20 protein-coding genes are annotated in these 21,096 nt (G+C 59.4%); 5 read left to right on the forward strand and 15 right to left on the reverse strand.

Annotated features, from left to right (window positions below):
• Positions 1-2: 2 nt before the first annotated feature.
• The 9 genes from QRN31_RS17425 to QRN31_RS17465 all read right to left on the reverse strand — a co-directional run bounded on the left by QRN31_RS17425 (position 3) and on the right by QRN31_RS17465 (position 9,869).
• Positions 3-812 carry a MetQ/NlpA family ABC transporter substrate-binding protein gene (locus QRN31_RS17425; RefSeq protein ID WP_285433370.1) on the reverse strand — a complete coding sequence of 270 codons (810 nt, stop codon included), beginning with the start codon at positions 810-812 and terminating at the stop codon, positions 3-5.
• 129 nt (positions 813-941) lie between these two features.
• Positions 942-2,300 carry an LLM class flavin-dependent oxidoreductase gene (locus QRN31_RS17430; RefSeq protein WP_285433643.1) on the reverse strand — a complete coding sequence of 453 codons (1,359 nt, stop codon included), beginning with the start codon at positions 2,298-2,300 and terminating at the stop codon, positions 942-944.
• Positions 2,297-3,502 (reverse strand): SfnB family sulfur acquisition oxidoreductase, encoded by a 1,206-nt coding sequence (locus QRN31_RS17435; RefSeq protein ID WP_285433371.1) that lies wholly within the window; start codon positions 3,500-3,502, stop codon positions 2,297-2,299. The genes QRN31_RS17430 and QRN31_RS17435 overlap by 4 nt, the downstream gene beginning before the upstream one ends.
• A 23-nt stretch (positions 3,503-3,525) precedes the next feature.
• Positions 3,526-4,767: an SfnB family sulfur acquisition oxidoreductase gene (locus QRN31_RS17440; protein ID WP_285433373.1), complete on the reverse strand. Its 1,242-nt coding sequence runs from the start codon at positions 4,765-4,767 to the stop codon at positions 3,526-3,528.
• 334 nt (positions 4,768-5,101) lie between these two features.
• The gene (locus QRN31_RS17445; protein WP_285433375.1) at positions 5,102-5,866 is read right to left on the reverse strand and encodes a hypothetical protein; all 765 of its coding nucleotides are present in this window, start codon (positions 5,864-5,866) and stop codon (positions 5,102-5,104) included.
• A 488-nt stretch (positions 5,867-6,354) separates the two neighbouring features.
• The gene (gene tcyN, locus QRN31_RS17450) at positions 6,355-7,110 is read right to left on the reverse strand and encodes an L-cystine ABC transporter ATP-binding protein TcyN (RefSeq protein WP_285433377.1); all 756 of its coding nucleotides are present in this window, start codon (positions 7,108-7,110) and stop codon (positions 6,355-6,357) included.
• Positions 7,111-7,113: 3 nt separating this feature from the next.
• Entirely contained in the window at positions 7,114-7,779 is a 666-nt protein-coding gene (tcyL, locus tag QRN31_RS17455) for a cystine ABC transporter permease (RefSeq protein ID WP_285433378.1), read from the reverse strand.
• Positions 7,779-8,579: a cystine ABC transporter substrate-binding protein gene (gene tcyJ, locus QRN31_RS17460; protein WP_285433380.1), complete on the reverse strand. Its 801-nt coding sequence runs from the start codon at positions 8,577-8,579 to the stop codon at positions 7,779-7,781. The genes tcyL and tcyJ overlap by 1 nt, the downstream gene beginning before the upstream one ends.
• Positions 8,580-8,876: 297 nt before the next feature.
• Positions 8,877-9,869 (reverse strand): D-cysteine desulfhydrase, encoded by a 993-nt coding sequence (locus QRN31_RS17465; protein WP_285433381.1) that lies wholly within the window; start codon positions 9,867-9,869, stop codon positions 8,877-8,879.
• A gap of 190 nt (positions 9,870-10,059) precedes the next feature.
• Here QRN31_RS17465 and epsC point away from each other — a divergent pair, with 190 nt between their 5' ends.
• Positions 10,060-10,986, forward strand: coding sequence for a serine O-acetyltransferase EpsC (gene epsC, locus QRN31_RS17470; protein WP_285433383.1), 927 nt, complete (start codon positions 10,060-10,062; stop codon positions 10,984-10,986).
• A 398-nt stretch (positions 10,987-11,384) separates the two neighbouring features.
• Positions 11,385-13,340, forward strand: coding sequence for a choline transporter BetT (betT, locus tag QRN31_RS17475; protein WP_285433645.1), 1,956 nt, complete (start codon positions 11,385-11,387; stop codon positions 13,338-13,340).
• Between the two features lie 17 nt (positions 13,341-13,357).
• Here the strand turns inward: betT and QRN31_RS17480 are convergent, their stop codons facing one another.
• Positions 13,358-13,618: a hypothetical protein gene (locus QRN31_RS17480; protein WP_222589317.1), complete on the reverse strand. Its 261-nt coding sequence runs from the start codon at positions 13,616-13,618 to the stop codon at positions 13,358-13,360.
• 160 nt (positions 13,619-13,778) lie between these two features.
• Positions 13,779-14,513 carry an SDR family oxidoreductase gene (locus QRN31_RS17485; RefSeq protein WP_285433385.1) on the reverse strand — a complete coding sequence of 245 codons (735 nt, stop codon included), beginning with the start codon at positions 14,511-14,513 and terminating at the stop codon, positions 13,779-13,781.
• 129 nt (positions 14,514-14,642) lie between these two features.
• Here QRN31_RS17485 and QRN31_RS17490 point away from each other — a divergent pair, with 129 nt between their 5' ends.
• From QRN31_RS17490 to mgrA, 3 genes are all read left to right on the forward strand, one after another.
• Positions 14,643-15,533, forward strand: a complete 891-nt coding sequence (locus QRN31_RS17490) for a LysR family transcriptional regulator (protein WP_285433386.1) — start codon at positions 14,643-14,645, stop codon at positions 15,531-15,533.
• A 104-nt stretch (positions 15,534-15,637) separates the two neighbouring features.
• Entirely contained in the window at positions 15,638-16,039 is a 402-nt protein-coding gene (locus tag QRN31_RS17495; RefSeq protein WP_007903104.1) for a type II toxin-antitoxin system HicB family antitoxin, read from the forward strand.
• A 160-nt stretch (positions 16,040-16,199) separates the two neighbouring features.
• On the forward strand, positions 16,200-17,237 hold the full coding sequence (mgrA, locus tag QRN31_RS17500) for an L-glyceraldehyde 3-phosphate reductase (RefSeq protein ID WP_285433388.1): 1,038 nt from the start codon (positions 16,200-16,202) through the stop codon (positions 17,235-17,237).
• 125 nt (positions 17,238-17,362) lie between these two features.
• Here mgrA and tauD read toward each other — a convergent pair whose 3' ends face one another.
• From tauD to tauA, 4 genes are all read right to left on the reverse strand, one after another.
• Positions 17,363-18,205, reverse strand: coding sequence for a taurine dioxygenase (gene tauD / locus QRN31_RS17505; protein WP_285433389.1), 843 nt, complete (start codon positions 18,203-18,205; stop codon positions 17,363-17,365).
• A gap of 133 nt (positions 18,206-18,338) precedes the next feature.
• Positions 18,339-19,172 (reverse strand): taurine ABC transporter permease TauC, encoded by an 834-nt coding sequence (tauC, locus tag QRN31_RS17510; RefSeq protein ID WP_259157370.1) that lies wholly within the window; start codon positions 19,170-19,172, stop codon positions 18,339-18,341.
• Positions 19,169-19,963, reverse strand: a complete 795-nt coding sequence (tauB, locus tag QRN31_RS17515; protein ID WP_285433391.1) for a taurine ABC transporter ATP-binding subunit — start codon at positions 19,961-19,963, stop codon at positions 19,169-19,171. Before tauB ends, tauC begins: the two co-directional genes overlap by 4 nt.
• A gap of 16 nt (positions 19,964-19,979) precedes the next feature.
• Positions 19,980-20,957, reverse strand: a complete 978-nt coding sequence (tauA, locus tag QRN31_RS17520; protein ID WP_208670555.1) for a taurine ABC transporter substrate-binding protein — start codon at positions 20,955-20,957, stop codon at positions 19,980-19,982.
• Between the last annotated feature and the right edge of the window lie 139 nt (positions 20,958-21,096).

Here is a 21,096-nt window from a genome sequence, read left to right on the forward strand (position 1 = left end):
CCTCAGCTTTCCCAACCGGCTTGGTAGAGCTTGCCGTGGGCCTTGTCCAGCGCTGCACGAACGGCAGGCGAGTGCTGGTAGATATCAACGAACTTGATCAGGCGCGGGTCGGTTTTGCTCTTCGGCTGTATCACGAACTGGATGACGTATTCCTTGTGATCGAGGCCGTCGAACAGCAGGGCAGAACCGGCATCGAAGGTCTTCGATAGACGAATGTAGGCCGGGTAACCCTGGACCAGATCGGCGTCGTCATAGGCGCGCACCAGTTGCACGGCTTCAACCTGAAGGATTTTGATTTTCTTCGGGTTGGCGATGATGTCTTCTTCGGTGGCTTTGTAGCCGACACCCGGTTTGAGGGTGATCAGGCCCGCCTTGGCCAACAGTTGAAGGCCGCGCCCGCTGTTGATCGGGTCGTTGGCGATGGCGACGCTGGCACCTTCTGGCAGTTCGTCGAAGCTTTTGTATTTCTTCGAGTAGAGGCCGACGTTGTTGATGATCCCGGGGGCGAACGGCACCAGGTCAAAACCGGCGGCGGCTTTGGCGTTTTCCAGGAACGGGACGTGTTGGAAGTAATTCACGTCGATGTCGCCGGCCGCAAGGCTGACGTTGGGGGCGATCCAGTCGCTGAATTCCACCAGGTCAACTTGCAGGCCTTGTTTCTTGGCTTCTTCGACGGCGGCTTCCAGCGGGATGGCGAAAGCGGCGGTGGTGCCCACTTTCAGCGGCGCGTCGGCGGCGAAGGTGACGGAGCTGAAGAGGCCGAGGGCCAGGGCCAGTGCTTTGACTGGGTGAGAGAAGTAGTTCTTGGTCATGATGAGGCTTCCAGTCAGTGCATAGTTGTGTGGTGTTTGGTCGGGCCTCATCGCGAGCAAGCTCGCTCCCACAGGGTGAAGTGTGAACACCCGAGATCCAATGTGGGAGCGAGCTTGCTCGCGATGCTTTTAGCGTCGAAACGCTGATCCAGTATGTTGCTCAGGCAAATGCGCCTCTGCATGAAACAGCTTTTCCCGCAGGCTGCCCGTGTCATAAGCCGTCTTGTACGAGCCACGACGCTGCAACTCCGGAATCACCAGCTCAATGAAATCCACATAGCTTTCCGGCGTGACAATCCGTGTCAGGTTGAAGCCATCGAGCCCGGTTTCAGCGATCCATGATTCGAGTTCGTCAGCCACTTGCTCAGGCGAACCGACGACGGTGATGTAGCGGCCACCGAGGGCGTGTTGCTCAAGCAATTTGCGCCGGGTCCAGTCGTTGTTTTGCAGGTTCTTGGTGGCTGACTGGATCGCGTTGCTCTTCACGTACTGGATCGGTTCGTCGATCTCGTATTCGGAAAAATCGATACCGGTCGACGCCGAAAAATGCGCGACGCCGGCCTCGGCGCTGGCATAGCTCAGGTACTCGGCATGCTTGGCCCAGGCCAGCTCTTCAGTGGCGCCGACAATCACGTTCAGCCCCATGAAGACCTTGATGTCCTCAGGATTGCGCCCGGCCTCGACGGCGCTGGCGCGAACCTTGTCCACCTGAACCTTGGTCGATGGTTTGTTCTGGCCACTGATGAACACGCATTCGGCATGACGCCCGGCGAACAGTAAACCGCGATCCGAACTGCCGGCCTGGAACAGCACCGGCGTGCGTTGCGGCGACGGTTCGCAGAGGTGATAACCCTCGACCTGATAGAACTCGCCCTTGTGTTCGACCTTGTGCACTTTCTCGGGTTGGGCGTAGATCCGTTGCTGCGGGTCATTGAGTACCGCGCCGTTTTCCCAACTGCCTTCCCAGAGTTTGTAGAGCACCTCCAGGTATTCATCGGCCTGGTCGTAACGCCGGTCGTGCTCGACTTGTTCACTCAGGCCCATGGCCTTGGCGGCGCTGTCGAGGTAGCCGGTGACGATGTTCCAGCCGACCCGACCACGGCTCAAATGATCGAGCGTCGACATGCGCCGGGCGAACAGATACGGCGGTTCGTAGGTCAGGTTGGCGGTCAAGCCGAAACCAAGGTTTTTGGTGACCGCGGCCATCGCGGAAACGAGCAGCAGTGGATCGTTGACCGGCAGCTGGATCGATTCTTTGAGCGGCACATCCACAGAGTTCTGGTAGACGTCGTACACGCCGACGATGTCGGCGATAAACAAACCGTCGAACAGCCCGCGCTCCAGCAACTGCGCCAGTTCGGTCCAGTATTCAATTGTCTTGTATTGAGTGGAGGTGTCCCTTGGATGCGTCCACAGGCCATGGTTGATGTGCCCGATGCAGTTCATGTTGAACGCGTTGAGCAGGATCTTCTTTTTCGCGGCCATCAGATGGTGCCTCGCAACGGAGGGTTTTCATCGTTAAGGTAGTAATTGCCGACGGCGTGATACTTCCAGCGCACCGGGTCATGCAGCGTGTGCACCCGTGCGTTGCGCCAGTGGCGATCCAGGCCGTGTTCGATCAACGTTGCCTGGCTGCCGGCCAGTTCAAACAGCGTGCTGCCGGCGGCGAGGGAGATTTCGGTGCTCAGGGCACGGGCTTCGGCGACGGCAATCGAGGCGGCGGCGACCGTCTCGGCGTTGGTCTCGGCCTGAGCCTTGTCGAGGAATTCGCCGGAGCGTTCCAGCAAGGCTTCAGCGGCGTGCAGGCGAATGCTCAAGTGGCCGAAGCTCTTGAGGGTCAGCGGGTCGTCGGTGGCTTTTTCGTGCGTAGCGTCGATCCACGGCCGGGTTTTGGTGCGCACGAAATGCAGCGCATCTTCATAAGCGGCGCGGGCGATGCCGGTGTCGATGGCGGCATGAAGGATCTGCGCCAACGGGCCGACCGGGGTCGGACGCTCGAAGGCGGTTTGAAACGGGATCACGTCTTCGGCGGCGACGTAGACGTCTTCGAACACCACCGAACCGCTGCCGGTGGTGCGCTGGCCAAAACCGCTCCAGTCGTCGATGACCGTCAGGCCTTTGCTGTCGCGAGGCACGAACGCCAGTTGCTGCACGCCGTTTTCATCCACCACCGAAGTCGGGATGCGTTGCGCGTAAATCGCGCCGGTGGCGTAGAACTTGCGGCCGTTGATGCGGTAGCCAGCACTCTCTCCATGCAAATCAGGGGTCAGGCGGGTGATCCGGTCGTGGGCGGTTTTGGTGTCCAGTTCAGCCAAGGCATTGCCGAAGCGCTGACCGGCCAAGACTTCGGCGTAGAGCCGTTTTTTCTGCTCTTCGCTGCCGTTCACACGCAGCACTTCGAGGGCGTAGAAATGGTTCTGCGGGATTTGCCCAAGCGAGCCGTCAGCCTGGGCGATCAGGGCGATCACTTTGGCCAGCGTGACGTTGGATACTCCGGCACCGCCGTACGCCTTGGGCACGCTGATGCCCCAAAGACCCGAACGGGAAAACACGTCGAGCTCCGGGTGCGGCAAACGGCGTTCGCGGTCACGCAGAGCGCTGTCACGCTTGAAGTCTTCGGCCAGGTCGCTGGCGACAATCAGGGCTTGCTCATCGCTGGTTATGACCGCGACGTGGTGAGAAAAAGTCATGTGTTTCTCCAGAGATCTGGTCGTTAAATCCAGGAATGACGAGCCGGGAGCGTGCCGTTCAAGCGGTAAGTGCCGACCGCGTGATATTTCCAGCGAACGGGGTCGTGCAGCGTGTGCACGCGGGCGTTGCGCCAGTGACGGTCGAGGTTGAATTCGGCGAGGGTGGCGCGGCTGCCGGCCAATTCGAAGAGTTTTTCACTGGCCAGCAGCGAGATCTCGGTGCTCAGCACTTTGGCCTCGGCCACGGCAATCGAGGCGCGAGCCGCGGACTCGGCGGTGAGAGGCACTGCGTTGATCTGATCGAGTACTTGCCCGGCCTTGCGCAACAGCGCTTCGGCGGCGTGCAGTTCGATTTTCAGTTTGCCGATATCAGCGATCACATACAGGTCATCGCTGGCCCGTTCGACATTGGCGTCGATCCACGGCCGGGCGCGGGTTTTCACGAATTCGATGGCGTCGTCGATGGCGCCGCGGGCGATGCCGGCGTCGATGGCCGCTTGGATCAGCTGTGACACGGCACCTTGAGTGTTTGGTTGATCGTTGATCTTCCAGTTATCCACCACCAACTCGGCATCGACGCGCACGTTGTTGAGTAGAATCGTGCCGCTGGCGGTGGTGCGCTGACCGAAGCCCGACCAGTCATCAACGATGCGCAGTCCCGGCGTGCCGCGACGGACAAAGGCTAGCACTTGCTTGCCGTCATCGTTCAGTGCCTTGACCGCCACCCAGTGGGCGAACAGGGCGCCAGTGGAGTAAAACTTCTGGCCGTTGATCACGAATCCATCACCGTCAGCGGTGATGCGTGCCTTGAGCTCCAGGGTGTTTTTGGTGCCCCGTTCCGGCCCGGCATTGCCAATGCGCCAGCCTTCGAGCACGCTTTTGAACAGCTGTTTTTTCTGCGCCTCGGTGGCACTGCCCAGCACCAGATTGAGAATGCCGAACTGGTTCTGCGGGATCTGTCCCAGCGCCGGGTCCGCCGCAGAAATGATCGCGAAGACTTCGGCCAGTGTGACGAATGAAACCTGCGGGCCACCGTACTCGCGCGGGATGGCGATGCTGCCTAATCCGCTGCGGGTGAATTGTTCGATTTCCGACCACGGCAACTTGCGCTGGCGGTCACGTTTGGCGGCTTGCAGGCGGGCGACTTGCGCCAGCTCATGGGCGGCCTTGATGGCTTGTGCGTCGTTGCGCAAAACCTGCGCTGGTAACAACAACGGGGCGATGTCCAGATCACTCTGAACGATTGCATCTGCCAGACTGGACATCAGTGCCGCTCCTTGGCTGCACGCAATGCCCTGGCGATCTGCACTGGGGTGATTGTGTTCCGGACCATACCTACCTCACATCTCATGGGGTCGCCGCTCTCTGTGCGGCGAACGAAAAACAAGAATGTCCGGTGGTCCGGTGTATATACCCTAGGCGTGTATAAAAATTAAATAAACTAACTTTTTGGAATATGTATAGAAGGGGCTTCAATAGGCTGAGCGCGAACACTGTGGGAGCGAGCTTGCTCGCGAAAGCGGTGTGTCAGGCAACATTGATGCTGACTGACACGGTCTCATCGCGAGCAAGCTCGCTCCCACAGGGTGGGCAGTGTTTTCACTTCTTGCGAGGTTCGGCGGCCATGAATATTTCCTTGGGCCGAACCTTCAAATAGGGATTGGCGCAGCCGATCCTCAGCCTGCGCGGCGGCGCCCAACCGGAGTTGTTGCCGACCCGATCGAGGATGCAATACGTCACTTCCAGCCGAAGGTCTTCGCCGGCTTCGAGAATGATCGCCGGCGGCACCCAGACCTGAATGGGCTGGCCCACATCGCCAGCCTTGATCCGTGGCAAATCCATGCGCGCATCGCCCCAGCGCAGGGTGATTTCGTCGTCGGTGGCCATGTTCAGGTAAGGCTCGATGGTCAGTGGAACGCCGCGCTTGATCTGGTTCGGGTTGACCCCCTGGCGGCGAATGGTTTCGGGAAGGCCCACAGGCGCCAAATGCTGGTTTTCGTGACCACACAGGGTGAGCGACTGACCGCCCGGGCAATCGAGCTTGATCTCTACCTGAGCGGCAAGCGACACCGCCGGCCCTTGGCCGACCTGCATGACGCGGTAGTGGATGCGTGAGACGCCATTGGCGATGAAGCTCTGCGGTACACGCAGACTGATGGCTTTGCCGACATCCTCGGCGGTGAGTACCCGGGAGGCCACGTAGCAGCGGTCCCAGAACAGTTCGATCAGGTCTCCGTCGTCCATGCCGGGGTAGGGCGCCACGTCGACCAGCAGATAGGCGGCCGAGGTGACATTGATGCCGGCCTTGTGTGATTGCGCCAGGGTAGGGGCCGCAAGTCCGGATGTATTCGAGGTGCTTGTCATGGGTTTCTCCTTGAAGCCTTGCAGCGAAGTTCCGTTTCTGAAAGATCAAAAGGCGAGCATTACCCAGCAACAAAACAGCTCATTATTTTCAAGTTAAATAATGATTGAGTGCAAAGGTTGGCGCCTGCTGGCAACTAGATAAGAGTGCGCTTGAAGAGGTGTCAATAGAGCTGGCTAGTTAAGTTGTTGATTAACTGTTATTCAGAAGTTTCCTACGTGTTGAAGTTAATAAGCTGCACCGTTCTGTCGAACATACCTTGTGTTTGTGAGGGTTGTCGCGCTGTTGCTCGCCAACGGTCGTCCGTTGAATTGCGTGGGTTCTGGCAGATTTTAGGCGAAGTGATTTTGTTGCAGGACATATATATGTACCGCACAAAGAGTTGAAGGGTTATTTAAAGTGCCAGTGGGGGAGTACGAAAGAGGGGAGTTGGCGGAGGGGGTAGTTGTCACTTCCATCCATGGAAGTTAACAAGTAGTGAGGCAGTTGTTCAAGAGTGAGCGTTATTCAGAAACTTGCTGAGGAACTGCTTCGTGCGCTCTTCTTTCGGATTGGCAAACAGCGCCTTGGCTTCGCCTTGCTCGACGATCACACCTTTGTCGAAAAACACCACACGGTTCGCCACGTCCCGGGCAAAGCCCATTTCGTGGGTGACAATGACCATGGTGCGTTTCTCTTCGGCCAGACTGCGAATGGTCGACAGCACTTCCCCTACCAGCTCGGGATCGAGCGCAGAAGTGGGTTCGTCGAACAGAATCACTTCCGGTTCCATCGCCAGTGCGCGGGCAATCGCCACACGCTGTTGCTGGCCACCGGAAAGGCGTCGCGGGTAAGCGTCTTCCTTGCCCGCCAGACCCACTCGGGCCAGGAGCTTTTTACCGAGGGCAACGGCTTCGGCGTGCGGGATCTTCTTCACGATGATCGGGCCTTCGATGACGTTTTCCAGGGCGGTGCGATGCGGGAACAGGTTGAAGTTCTGGAACACGAAGCCCACGTGCTGACGCAAGCGTCGCACCAGGCCCTGCTGCTGATTCAGTGGACGGCTGCCATCGATCTCGATGTCACCGACCTTGATCCGGCCGCTCGTGGGCTCTTCCAGAAAATTCAGGCAGCGCAGGAAGGTGGTTTTGCCCGAGCCGCTAGGCCCGATGATCGCCACGACCTCGCCTTCCTTCACCTGCAAATCGATGCCGTTAAGCACGACTTGACCCTTGAACTGCTTTGTCAGTTTTTCCACGACAATCATGGGTCAGGACTCCTGGTCGTGCCGATTGACCCGCGCTTCCAAGGTGTTCTGCAAGTGCGACAGCACTGTAGCCAGAATCCAGTAGATCAGCGCGGCGGCAAGATACATGGTGAACACTTCAAAGGTGCGGGCGGTAATCAACTGCGCCTGACGGAACAGTTCCGGCACCTGAATGGTGGCGGCCAGCGCCGTGTCCTTGACCAGCGAAATGAAGCTGTTGCCCAGCGGCGGCAATGCCGTGCGCATCGCTTGCGGGATGATGGCCCGGCGCAGGGTCTGCGCGCGGGTCATGCCGATACTGGCGGCGGCTTCCCACTGGCCACGCTCGATGGAGCTGATTGCGGCACGCAGGATTTCGCAGGCGTAGGCAGCCATGTTCAGCGAGAAGCCGATCAGGGCCGCCGGCAGCGGATCAAGTTCGATACCCAATTGCGGCAAGCCGTAATAGATCACGAACAGTTGCACCAGCAACGGCGTGCCGCGAAAGAACGACACGTAGATCCGGGCGATCCAGCTCACGAGCTTGAAGCGCGACAGGCGCATCAGCGCCAGGCCGAAACCCATCACCAGGCCGAAGAACATCCCGCCGAGGCTGAGGATCACTGTGTAGTACGCGCCCTTGAGCAAGAAGGGCGCGGAATCCAGTGCGAGTTGGAAAGCTGCTTCCATTATTTGGTGACGTCAGCTTGGAAGTATTTTTCCGAGATCTTGGCCAGTGTGCCGTCGGCACGCAGCTCGTCGAGGGCCTTGTTCACGGCGGCCAGTAGTTCCGGCTCACCTTTGCGCAGAGCAATGCCGGACTCCTGACGGGAGAACGCTTGACCGGCAGCAACGGTTTTCGGTGCTTTCTTGGCGTACTCAAGCGCAGCCAGGCGGTCGATCAGGATTGCGTCGGTACGGCCATTGTTCAGGTCAGCGAACTTGGTCGGATCATCATCGTAGGTGCGCACGTCAGCACCCGGCACATTGGCTCGAACCCACTGTTCGTAGTTGGTGCCAAGGCCCACACCGACTTTCTTGCCAGACAGGTCAGCGGCGGTCTTGATATTCAGCGCGGCTTCCTTGTCCTTCAGCACCAGCGCCTGAATCCCGGAGATGGTGTACGGCTCGGAGAAGTCATACTTCTTCTTGCGCTCTTCGGAGATGGTGACCTGGTTGATCACTACGTCCAGGCGCTTGGATTCCAGAGCGGCGAGGATGCCGTCCCACTTGGTTGGCTGAATCTTGGCTTTAACGCCCAACTTTTTGGCCAGGGCTTCGGAGAGCTCGACTTCGAAGCCGGCCAGTTTGCCGTCGGCGTCGACGAAACTGAACGGTGGATAAGTGCCTTCCAGACCGACGTTGATCACGCCTGCGTCCTTGATTTTTTGCAGCTGCTCACCGGCAACCGCTTGACCCAGCAGGCCGGCGCTCAGCGCCAGGCCCAGCGAACCGACCAGCAGATTTCGACGTAGTGCGGAAAAATTCATGACAAGCCCCTGTGTTTTCTTATGAAGACGCTTTTAGGAATGTTGGCAAAATCGGGATTTGGACGACTGCAATATCCTGCCCTAAAGCAACGTATGCGTCTCGCTGCAAATTCGTCTGCGGCGTGACTATATGATGGCGCTTTTAGATAGGAAAATAATAAATATTGTATTTGTTATTCTTTTTGGAGCTAAGCGATCATTCCCACGCTCCTGCGTGGGAATGCAGCCCGTGACGCTCCGCGTCACTGGACGCGGAGCGTCCTAGAGGCATTTCCACGCAGAGCGTGGGAACGATCACTATAGAAAATCCTTGTAGGCAAACAACGCCGGCGCGCCACCGGTGTGCAAGAAGATGATCGGGCCTTCGTTGAAGCGCTGACGACCGATACCGTCGAGCAACCCAGCCATGGCCTTGCCGGTATACACCGGGTCCAGCAACAGACCTTCCTGACTTGCCAACAGTTTCACCGCTGACAACGTCCCGGCATTCGGTTCGCCGTAGCGCGGGCCGAAATACTCATCCCACAATTCAATTTTGAAACGGGTCGGCAAGCTCACACCCAAAAGCTCAGCCGTGCGTTCAGCCAAGCCTTGGACTTTCGGCCGCTGATCTTCATCGCTACGAGAAACCGTGACGCCAATCACTGGCAAATCCGGCAGTGCTTCACTCAACGCCAGCGCCAGGCCACTGTGTGTGCCGGCGCTGCCTGAAGCCAGCACTACGGCCGCGAATGACAGGCCGGTGTCCTTGATCTGTTCGGCCAGTTCCAGCCCGGCGCGCACATAACCCAAAGCGCCCAATGCGTTGGAGCCACCAATCGGCACCAGGTACGGCTTCTTGCCGTTGTTGCGCAGACGGTCGGCCAGGGCCTGCAATTGCTCGTCGGCGTTGTCGAGGTTTTCCACCAGCTCGACCTTCGTATCGAACAGGTCCAGCAACAGCCGATTGCCGTTGCCGACATAGTTGGAGTCGTCGGTGCCCAACGGGTTTTCCAGCAGCGCTACACAACCCAGGCCGAGCTTGGCGGCAATGGCGGCGGTCTGGCGTACATGATTGGACTGCAGCGCGCCGGCGGTGATCAAGGTGTCGGCGCCCTGGGCCAGGGCATCGGCCGCCAGGTATTCGAGTTTGCGCAGCTTGTTGCCGCCCATTGCCAGCGGCGTCAGGTCGTCGCGTTTGACGTACACGTCGCGGCCCAGCCAGGTCGAGAGGCGTTCGAGTTTTTCCAGAGGGGTCGGGTGGCCGAGCAAATCGAGGCGGTCAAAACGGTCGAGCTGTTGTTTGATCATGGTTCCATACTGGCGGAGAAAGGTCTCAGGACTATAGGCACGCCCCCAAGCGTGGGCAACTGCCAATCACTTATATCCAAAAGTGCTGACCACAGCATAATCGGTTCTTAATTCGGCTTCCGGACCTTGCCGTAAAGTAATCGCCGTCAGCGCGGCCAGACAGTCCGGCCGCCCATGAGGAGTTTCAACCGTGAGCGAGCGTTCCAGCCATTGGCAATTGCAGACCATCGTCAGCCAACTGCGCACAGCGCGCGACCAGTGGCGCGCACAAAACGGCCGCGCCAGCGGCGAGCAGGGCGGTCGCGAATTGCCTTCCCGAGCGGCCATGGCTGAAATTCTCGAAGCATTGTGCGGTGCGCTATTTCCGATGCGTCTTGGTCCGGTGGATTTGCGTGAGGAGAGTGAAGACTTCTACGTCGGGCACACGTTGGACGTCGCATTGAATGTGTTGCTGGCCCAGGCACGGCTCGAACTGCGTTACGCGGCGCGCCACAGTGCCCAGGTCGACACTGAGGTCGAGGCCAAGACCATTCAGATCATTCAGGACTTCGCCCTCGCGCTTCCTGGCTTGCGCAGTTTGCTGGACACCGACGTGCTGGCGGCCTATCACGGCGACCCGGCAGCTCGTAGCGTCGATGAAGTGCTGCTGTGCTATCCCGGGATTCTGGCGGTGATTCACCATCGCCTGGCCCACCATTTGTACCGCGCGGGGTTGCCGTTGCTGGCGCGGATCAGTGCAGAAATCGCGCACTCGGCCACGGGGATCGACATCCACCCGGGTGCGCAGATCGGCCGCAGCTTCTTCATCGATCACGGGACGGGCGTGGTGATCGGCGAGACGGCGATCATTGGTGAGCGGGTGCGGATTTATCAGGCCGTGACGCTGGGCGCCAAGCGTTTCCCATCGGATGAAGACGGGCAGTTGCAGAAGGGCCACCCGCGGCATCCGATTGTCGAAGATGACGTGGTGATTTATGCCGGTGCGACGATTCTGGGGCGCATCACCATCGGCAAGGGCTCGACCATTGGCGGCAACGTCTGGCTGACCCGTAGCGTGCCGCCGGGGTGCAACCTGACGCAGGCGAATCTGCAGCATGATGACGGGACGCAGAAGTAGGCCTTTCACCTGACTGATCGTTCCCACGCTCCCGCGTGGGAACGCCTCAAGGGACGCTCCGCGTTCCAGAGCCGCCGCCGATGCCTTGTCAGGCGCCGATGTGACGCAGAGCGTCACGGGCTGCATTCCCACGCAGAGCGAGGGAACGATCGCGATAACCCTGCCTCAAACCCCTCCTTGGGCTAGCGTACAAAACGTACCGCCGAGCCTTGCGATTAGTCCTTAGCACCCTATTCATGTTTAACTTGAACGCTCATTCAAGTTAAACCGCCGGTTTGCTGCCCGCTCACAACAGGAGGCTTGCTTTTGCCGAGTCCGTTATTGATTGCCCTGATTCACCCCCTTGAGGTGCACCTTTCATGAGTGCATCGCCCACCCCCGCCAGCGGCCAGGTCCGCATGAATCCGCCGGTATTTTACTTCGCGGCAACGTTCATCCTGCTGTTTGGCATCGTTGTAATCGCCATGCCTGAACAGGCCGGCGCCTGGCTTCTGCAAGCGCAAAACTGGGCGGCCAATACGGTCGGCTGGTATTACATGCTCGCGATGACGCTGTATCTGGTCTTCGTGGTGGTCACCGCCTTGTCCGGCTACGGCAAGATCAAGCTCGGTGCCGACCACGACGAGCCCGAGTTCAGCTACCTGTCCTGGGCCGGCATGCTGTTCGCCGCCGGGATCAGCATCACGCTGTTCTTCTTTTGTGTGTCCGAACCGCTGACGCACTTGGCTCAACCGCCGCAAGGCGAGGCCGGCACAGCGGATGCGGCGCGTCAGGCGATGCAGATTCTGTTTCTGCACTGGGGCCTGCATGGCTGGGGCGTGTTCGCCTTCGTCGGCATGGCGCTGGCCTACTTCGCCTACCGTCACAACTTGCCGCTGGCCCTGCGCTCGGCGCTCTATCCCCTGATTGGCAAACGCATCAACGGCCCCATTGGTTACGCGGTGGACGGCTTCGGCATCATCGCCACTGTGTTCGGCCTCGGTGCCGACATGGGCTTTGGCGTGTTGCACCTCAACTCAGGGCTGGACTACCTGTTCGGCATTGCTCACACCCACTGGATTCAGGTCGGCCTGATTACGCTGATGATGGGCGCGGCGATCATCGTCGCGGTATCCGGCGTCGACAAAGGCGTGCGGGTGATGTCCGACATCAACATGCTGCTGGCCTGCGCGCTGCTGCTGTTCGTGTTGTTCGCCGGCCCGACTCAGCACCTGCTCAACACCTTGATCCAGAACATCGGCGACTACCTCGGCGCTTTGCCGATGAAGAGTTTCGATCTTTACGCCTACGACAAACCGAGTGATTGGCTCGGCGGTTGGACGGTGTTTTATTGGGCCTGGTGGATTGCGTGGTCGCCGTTCGTGGGCCTGTTCATCGCACGGATTTCCCGTGGCCGGACCATCCGCGAATTCGTCTTTGGCGTGCTGTTGATTCCGCTCGGTTTCACCCTGGCGTGGATGTCGATCTTCGGCAACAGCGCCATCGACCAGGTGCTCAACCACGGCATGACTGCGCTCGGTATGTCGGCCATCGATAACCCGTCGATGACGCTTTACCTGCTGCTGGAAACCTACCCGTGGAGCAAAACCGTCATCGCGGTCACGGTGTTCATCAGCTTCGTGTTCTTCGTCACCTCCGCCGACTCCGGCACAGTGGTGCTGTCGACGCTGTCCGCCAAAGGTGGAAATCCTGACGAAGACGGGCCGAAATGGTTGCGGGTGTTCTGGGGCGTGATGACCGCGCTGGTGACCAGTGCGCTGCTGTTTTCCGGCAGCATCGATGCGCTGAAGTCAGCGGTGGTGCTGACGTCGTTGCCGTTCTCGTTGATTTTGCTGCTGATGATGTGGGGGCTGCACAAGGCGTTTTACCTGGAATCGCAGAAGCAGATCGCGCAACTGCATTCCCTGGCGCCGGTGTCCGGCTCGCGGCGTGGCGGCTGGCGCCAGCGCTTGACTCAGGCGGTGCATTTCCCGTCTCGCGATGAGGTCTATCGCTTCCTCGATACGACGGTGCGTCCGGCCATTGAAGAAGTCTCGGCGGTGTTCGTCGAGAAGGGTTTGAACGTGGTCACTCAACCGGACGCGGCCAACGACAACGTCAGCCTGGAAATCGGTCACGGCGAGGAGCATCCGTTTATCTATCAGGCGCAGATGCGTGGTTACTTCACACCGTCGTTTGCCCGTGCCGGCATGGGCTCCAAGGAGCTCAACAACCGTCGTTATTACCGGGCTGAAGTGCATTTGAGCGAGGGCAGTCAGGATTACGATCTGGTGGGCTACACCAAGGAGCAGATCATCAACGACATCCTTGACCAGTACGAACGGCATTTGCAGTTCTTGCACTTGGTACGTTGATCGAGTGCCGGTGGCACTCACGCCTCAGTGCTGAGGACCATGAACAGCACCAGCGCCGCCACCGGTACACCGAACACGGCGCTGCCGACCACCAGTTCCGTACTCAACGGTTGGCCGGTATGGACCATGCCGACCGCGCCGTTGATCAGCGTCAGCGCCAGCCACAGCGCCACAAAGCTGTAGGCCAGGGTCTGGCGGCTGAAGCCGATTTTCTCGCCGATGAACAGCATCAGCGCCAGGAGAATCAGGCCGAAAGTGATGATGATCGTGGTGTGCATGATGCATTCCGTCCTTTAGATGTGTGCTGCCCTCAAGACCGCCTTCGCGGGCAAGCCCGCTCCCACAGTGATCGTCAGTGAACATAATGTTTGTGTTCACCGGCGACCCCTGTGGGAGCGGGCTTGCCCGCGAAGGCGTCTGGCCCGACTGCAAATCAGCTTAAACCAATCCACCATTAGCCCGCAGAATCTGTCCATTGACCCAAGCCGAATCCGGCCCAACCAAAAAGGACACCACGCGAGCAATATCCTCTGGCTGACCCAGACGCTCCAGCGGAGGCATCTTGGCGAAATTCTGGATCTGCTCTTCGCTCTTGCCGTGCAAAAACAACTCGGTCGCCACCGGCCCGGGCGCGACGGCGTTGACGGTGATGTTGCGCCCGCGCATTTCCTTGGCGAACACCTGGGTCAGCGATTCCACCGCCGCTTTGCTGGCGATGTACACCGCGTAACCCGGCAGGTTCATGCCGACCGTGCTGCTGGAAAAATTGACGATCCGCCCACCGCTGTTCAACCGCGTCGCCGCTTCACGCAAGGTATTGAAAGTACCCCGAGCGTGGATGTTGAAGGTCTGGTCGAACAGTTCATCGGTGTGCTGCGCCAAGGGCATCACTTTGAGAATGCCGGCGTTGTTGATCAGCACATCGACCTTGCCCAGTTGTGTTTCGGTCTCGTCGAACATCCGGCGCACGTCATCGGCATTGGCCACGTCAGCCTTGACCGCTATGGCTTGATGCCCGGCCTGCCGCAACTCCACCACGAGCTTGGAGGCTTCGCTGGCGCTGCTTGCATAGTTGATGGCGACGGCGAAGCCTTCGCTGGCCAGTTGTCTGGCGATCACCGCGCCGATGCCGCGGGAGGCGCCGGTCACGATGGCAACTTTCTGAGTAGTCATGGCGTTGATTCCTGATGAGGGAGATGTTCGGTGTGAAGCCAGATTCACATGTTTACTCAAGCCGATAAATGCACGAGAGTTGCCTTGACTGTTCAATAATCGCCAACAATCGCGCGCCAGGAGCCGAACGTGGATCAAGTCAAAGCGATGAAAGTTTTTGTGCGGATCTATGAGCGCAGCAGCTTCACCCTGGCGGCCGAAGACCTGAACCTGCCACGGGCGACCCTGACCCACACGCTCAATCAATTCGAAGCCTGGCTCGGCACTCGGTTGCTGGAGCGTAGTACGCGCAAGGTGCGCCCGACGTTGGATGGCGAGGCGTACTACCTGCGTTGCGTGCAGTTGCTGGCGGAGCTGGAAGAGGCTGAGTTGGCGTTTCGTGGCTGCGCCCCCAAAGGCCGGTTACGTGTCGACCTGCACGGCACGCTGGCCAGGCATTTCGTGATTCCGGCATTACCGCAGTTCATGGCGCGTTACCCGGACATCGAACTGTCCATCAGTGAGACCGACCGTTTCGTCGACCTGATCGCCGAAGGCGTTGATTGTGTACTGCGCGCCGGCACGCTGAGTGATTCGGCGCTGATCGGCAAACGCATCGCCAACCTGCGCCAAATCACCTGCGCCAGCCCTGCCTATCTGCGCAAATATGGCGAACCGAAATGCCTCGACGACCTGAAGCATCACCGCGCCGTGAACTACGTCTCGCGCACCACCGCCAAGCAGTTTCCGTTTGAGTTCATGGTCGACGGCCAGCTGAAAGAAGTCGCCATCGAAGGTGCGCTTTCAGTGTTCGGCGCGGAAATTTACGCCGCATCGGCCATTGCCGGGCTTGGCTTGATCCAGTGCCCGCATTACCGAATGGAGACGCAAATTGCCCAAGGGCTGGTGCAGGAAATCCTCACCGACACACCGCCACCGACGATGCCGGTATCAGTGCTGTACCCCCACAACCGACACATGTCGCCACGGGTTCGGGTGTTTGTGGATTGGTTGGGGGAGGTGTTTGTGGGGGCAAGCTAAACATGGTTGTTCGATCAGTTTCAGGATGTGTATTGGGGATATTGATGTCGTGTTTTTGCCTATAGTGCGGCGCACGAACCTAGTAACAGAAAGGGCTCACTGAAATGAAATTCCCGGTCGTTCTGCACAAGGATGCCGACTCAGAGTATGGAGTGATTATCCCGGACGTGCCGGGATGCTTCTCTGCGGGCGCTACTGTGGCTCAGGCATTTGAAAACGTAAAAGAAGCGTTGGCTTTGCATTACGAAGGCCTGGTCGCCGATGGTGATCCGCTGCCCCAAGTGCGAGAGATAGATGCTCATCTGGACAATCCTGATTACGCCGGAGGAGTATGGGGTGTTGTCGAGTTTGATATCACGCCTTATTTCGGCAAGTCAGTACGCTTCAATGCCACGCTTCCTGAGCAGTTGCTCGAGCGTATCGACCAGACGGTCAGACGAGATCAGCGATACAGCTCAAGGTCCGGCTTTTTGGCGGCTGCCGCGTTGCGTGAGTTGTCAGCGTAAGCGCGCAATGGATGGCAGTGTTATCAACGGGTCAGATTTAAATCTGTGAAACGTTTCAGCATTTTCTCGAGTCCGAGGTTTATCGGCGTTTGTCTGGGCGTATGCTGGGCAACTTGCGAAGCAGCCGATACCTATTTCAAGACAGACAAGAGAGGATTCGATGACTTACACCGCTGCCGAAAACCGCTATGACTCCATCCCATACCGCCGCGTAGGCCGCAGCGGTCTGGTGCTGCCGGCGCTGTCGCTGGGCTTGTGGCACAACTTCGGCGACAGCACGCCGATCGATACTCAGCGCTCGCTGTTGCGCACGGCGTTCGATCTGGGCATCAACCATTTTGACCTGGCCAACAATTACGGTCCTCCGTACGGCAGCGCCGAGATCAATTTTGGTCGTTTGCTGCGTGAGGATTTCAAGCAGTATCGCGACGAGTTGATCATCTCCAGCAAGGCCGGTTGGGACATGTGGCCCGGTCCTTACGGGCAGGGCGGCGGCTCACGTAAATACGTGCTGGCCAGCCTGGATCAGAGCCTGCAGCGCCTGGGCCTGGACTACGTGGATATTTTCTATTCGCACCGTTTCGACCCGGACACTCCGCTGGAAGAAACCGCCAGCGCACTGGCGACTGCGGTGCAGCAGGGCAAGGCGCTGTACATCGGTATCTCGTCGTATTCCGGGGTGAAAACCCGTGAGATGGCGGCACTGTTGAAAGAGTGGAAAGTGCCGTTGCTGATTCACCAGCCGGCGTACAACCTGCTCAATCGCTGGATTGAGAAGGATCTGCTGGAAGTCACCGACGAAGTGGGCGCTGGTGTGATTGCTTTCACGCCATTGGCGCAGGGGCTGTTGACCGATAAATACCTCAATGGCATTCCTAAGGATGCGCGGGTCAATCGTCCGGGCGGTGGTTCGCTGCAGGAATCTCATCTGTCCGAAGCCAACATTGCCCATGTGCGTGGGCTCAATGAAATCGCCAAGCGTCGCGGTCAGAGCCTGGCGCAACTGGCGTTGGCGTGGACCCTGCGCGATCCGCGCGTGACCTCGGCGCTGATCGGGGCGAGCCGGCCGGAGCAGATTATCGAGAACGTCGGGGCGTTGAAGAATTTGAGCTTTAGCGCAGAGGAACTGGCGGAGATTGACCGGTTTGCCCAAGAAGGCGGGATCAATCTTTGGGAAAAGCCTTCGACGGCTGAATAACCCCCTCACTGATCGTTCCGACGCTCCGCGTGGGAATGCCTCCCGTGACGCTCCGCGTCACAGTGGACGCGGAGCGTCCATGGCCGCATTCCCACGCGGAGCGTCGGAACGATCTGGTGATCAACTTATCGGAAAAACGGCGCATCCCCCAGCACCGTCGCCCGCTGCATCACCCGCCGTGCCGGCCGGTAATCATCCACGGCGTAATGCTGTGTCACGCGGTTATCCCAGAACGCGATGTCGTCCTTCTGCCAGCGCCAGCGAACGGTGAATTCTGGACGTGTAGTGTGGGCAAACAAAAATTTCAAAATCGCCTCGCTTTCGGTCTCCGACAGCTCGTTGATCTTCGCTGTGAAACCTTCATTGACGAACAATGACCGACGTCCGCTCACCGGGTGCGTGCGAATCACCGGGTGCGACAGCGGCGGATTCTTGCGGCGTGCTTCTTCCCATTGGGCCAAGGCTTCAGGCGTATTGCCATAACGCTCCAGCGGGAACGAGCGGGTGAAATCGTGGGTCGCGGTCAGGCCTTCAAGCAAGCGCTTCATCGGCGCCGACAACGCTTCATACGCCGCAATCCCGCTGGCCCACAGTGTGTCGCCACCAAACTCCGGCAGCAGCTTGGCGCTGAGCACTGCGCCCATGGCCGGGGTGGGCAGGAAGGTCACGTCGGTGTGCCAGATCGCGTTGTCGCGCACATCGGTGACGGCGGTGTCGAGGATCAGCACTTCGGGCTGTTCCGGCACGTTGGGGTAGATCGGATGGATGTGCAGGTCGCCGAAATAGGCAGCGAATCGCGCCTGTTGCTGCGGCTTGATCGGCTGGTCACGGAAGAACAGCACTTGATGTTTGAGCAGGGCCTGCTCGATGGCGTCGCGCTGCTCCAGGTTCAGTGGCTGGCTGACGTCGACGCCACTGATTTGCGCGCCGAGAGCCGTGCTGAGGGGGACGATGGTCAGGTTGCTCATGGTCTTTCTCTTCGAATTCGGGGGGCCGAGCGTTTATTGTGGGAGCGGGCTTGCTCGCGAAGGCGGTCAAGCATTCAACATCTAAGTCGACTGACACGACCTCTTCGCGAGCAAGCCCGCTCCCACAGGTTATTTAGTGAGCCTGGCCGTGCCACGGCACCAGTTTGCGTTGCAGCGCGCGCAGGCCCATTTCCATGGCGAAGGCGATCAGGGCGATGACCAGAATCCCCAGCACCACCACATCGGTGACCAGGAACTGCGCGGCCGACTGCACCATGAAGCCCAAACCGCTGGTGGCGGCGATCAGCTCGGCGGCGACCAAGGTCGACCAACCTACGCCCAGACCAATACGCACGCCGGTCAAAATGTCCGGCAAGGCGCTCGGCAGAATCACATGACGAATCAGCTGCGCCCGAGTTGCGCCCAGCGACTGCGCTGCACGCAGTTTCGCCGGGTCGACGGTGCGTACGCCGGTCGCGGTCGCGATGGCAATCGGCGCAAAGATCGCCAGGTAGATCAGCAAGACCTTTGACAGCTCACCTATGCCGCACCAAATCACGATCAGCGGCAGATAAGCCAATGGCGGAATCGGTCGGTAGAACTCGATCAGCGGATCGAGAATGCCGCGAGCAATGCGGTTGTGGCCGATGGCGATGCCGACAGGCACGGCGGTCAGCACGGCAAAGCCCAGGCCCAGGCCGATGCGGCTGAGACTCGCGCCCAAGTGCTGCCACAGGGTCGAATCCATGTAGCCGGTGGTTACCAGCAGCCAGCCTTTTTGCAGCACTGCGGACGGTGGCGGCAGGAACAGCGGTTCGATCATGCCGGTAGCGGTAACCGCCCACCACAGGGTCACGAGTGCGACCAGCGTCAATACGCTGATCCAGCGCGTGCTCAAGCTGCGACGAACCGGAATCACTGTCGAACCCGGTTTCACCGTCACGGCCGGAATTTCGTAGCTGCTCATGCGCGCTCCTGCCGCTGGGCGGCGCTGCGTTGGGAGAACACTTTGGCGAGCACGTGTTCGCGGGTTTCGATAAAGCGCGGGTCGGATTTGATTGCCCGTGCCGACTCGCCGGCTGCGTAACGCTGACCGAAATCCAGGCTCAGGCGTTCGACGATTTGCCCAGGATTCGGTGCCAGCAGAATCAGGTCCGTGGCGAGAAACACCGCTTCTTCAATGTCGTGAGTAATCAGGAACACCGGTTTGGCGGTGCGCTGCCAGACTTGCAGCAGCAGCTCCTGCATTTGTTCGCGGGTAAAGGCGTCGAGGGCGCCGAAGGGCTCGTCCATGAGCAAGACCCGAGGGTCGGCGGCGAGCGCGCGAGCGAGGCCGACACGTTGCTTCTGACCGCCTGAGAGCTGCCAGATGCGGCGATTTTCGAAACCGGAAAGGTCCACCAGCGCGAGCATTTCCCTTGCACGGATTTCGCGTATGTCCCGGGACACGCCGGCCAGTTCCAGGCCGAAGCCGACATTGGCCAACACGTCCTGCCAAGGCAGCAGGGCATCGTCCTGAAACACGACGCCGCGCTCGGCGCTCGGGCCTTTGACCGGCACGCCGTCAAGGGTGATGCGCCCGGCACTGGGCTCGACGAAACCGGCGATCAGGTTCAACAGCGAAGTCTTGCCACTGCCGGACGGGCCAAGGGCGACCAGCAATTGCTGGGGCCCAAGGCTCAGGGAAATATCCGCCAGTACCGGTTCCGGACTGCCGGGGTACTGTGCGCTGATGCGCTCCAGCTGTAGCAAAGCCATTGCGGTTAACTCCCGATCAGTTGGTAATGTACTTGGCGCTGACGTACGGGGCGTAGTCCGGCAGCACGGCCTCGACCTTGCCTTGTTCTTTCAGGAACGCGGCGGTGTCGGTGATGGCCTTGGTGGTCGGTGCGCCGAGGGTGATCACCTGGTCAGCCGCCAACGGGTAGACGTTGCCTTGCAGCAGCAACGGAATATCGCTGGCCTTGGCGCCGGAGAGTTTCACCAGTTTGTCGACATTGGATTGATTGGCGAGCCAGGCTTTCGGGTCTTTGCGGTAATCGGCGTACGCATCCAGGGTCACTTTGGCGAAGGCGGTGACGATTTCCGGGTGCTTCTCGGCGAAATCCTTACGCACGATCCAGGCATCGAAGGTCGGTGCGCCAAACTTGGCCAGTTCGCCGGAGGTGATCAGCACTTTGCCGTTTTCCTTGGCCACGCCGAGCGCCGGATCCCAGACGTAAGTGGCGTCGATGTCACCGCGTTTCCAGGCGGCAATGATGGCGGGCGGGGCAAGGTTGAGTACGGTGACTTTCGACGGGTCGATGTTCCAGTGCTTCAGCGCAGCCAGCAGGCTGTAGTGACCGGTGGACACGAATGGCACGGCGATTTTCTTGCCGATCAGGTCTTGAGGCGTTTTGATCCCGGATCCGTCACGGGCGACCAGGGCTTCAGCAGCGCCGATCTGTGTGGCGATGAGGAATGTTTCTACCGGAACCTTGCGGGTGATCGCAGCCGTCAGCGGGCTGGAACCGAGGTAGCCGATCTGCACGTCACCGGAGGCAATGGCCGCGATGATGTCGGCACCGTTATCGAATTTGCGCCAGTCGATCTTGGCGTTGGTGGCCTTCTCGTACGCGCCGTCGGCCTGGGCAACTTTTGCCGGGTCAACGGTGGTCTGGTAGGCGACAGTGACGTCAGCCGCCTGGGCAAAGAAACTCGCCGCAGCCAGCGATGCGGCCGCCAGGAGGCGAAGAGGGAAAGTCAGTTTCATGGAAAAGCTCCTTGTCAGGCGACCGAGAGTCGGCGTGAAAGGAGACTAAATGATCTAAGAATCCGAAAATAAATAACTTTTTCGAATGAGCTTATGAGCGGAAAATTCTAAGGGGGTCGCGTTGATCGTTCCCACGCAG

This window comes from Pseudomonas sp. fls2-241-R2A-110, assembly GCF_030209165.1.
Taxonomy (GTDB): Bacteria; Pseudomonadota; Gammaproteobacteria; order Pseudomonadales; family Pseudomonadaceae; genus Aquipseudomonas.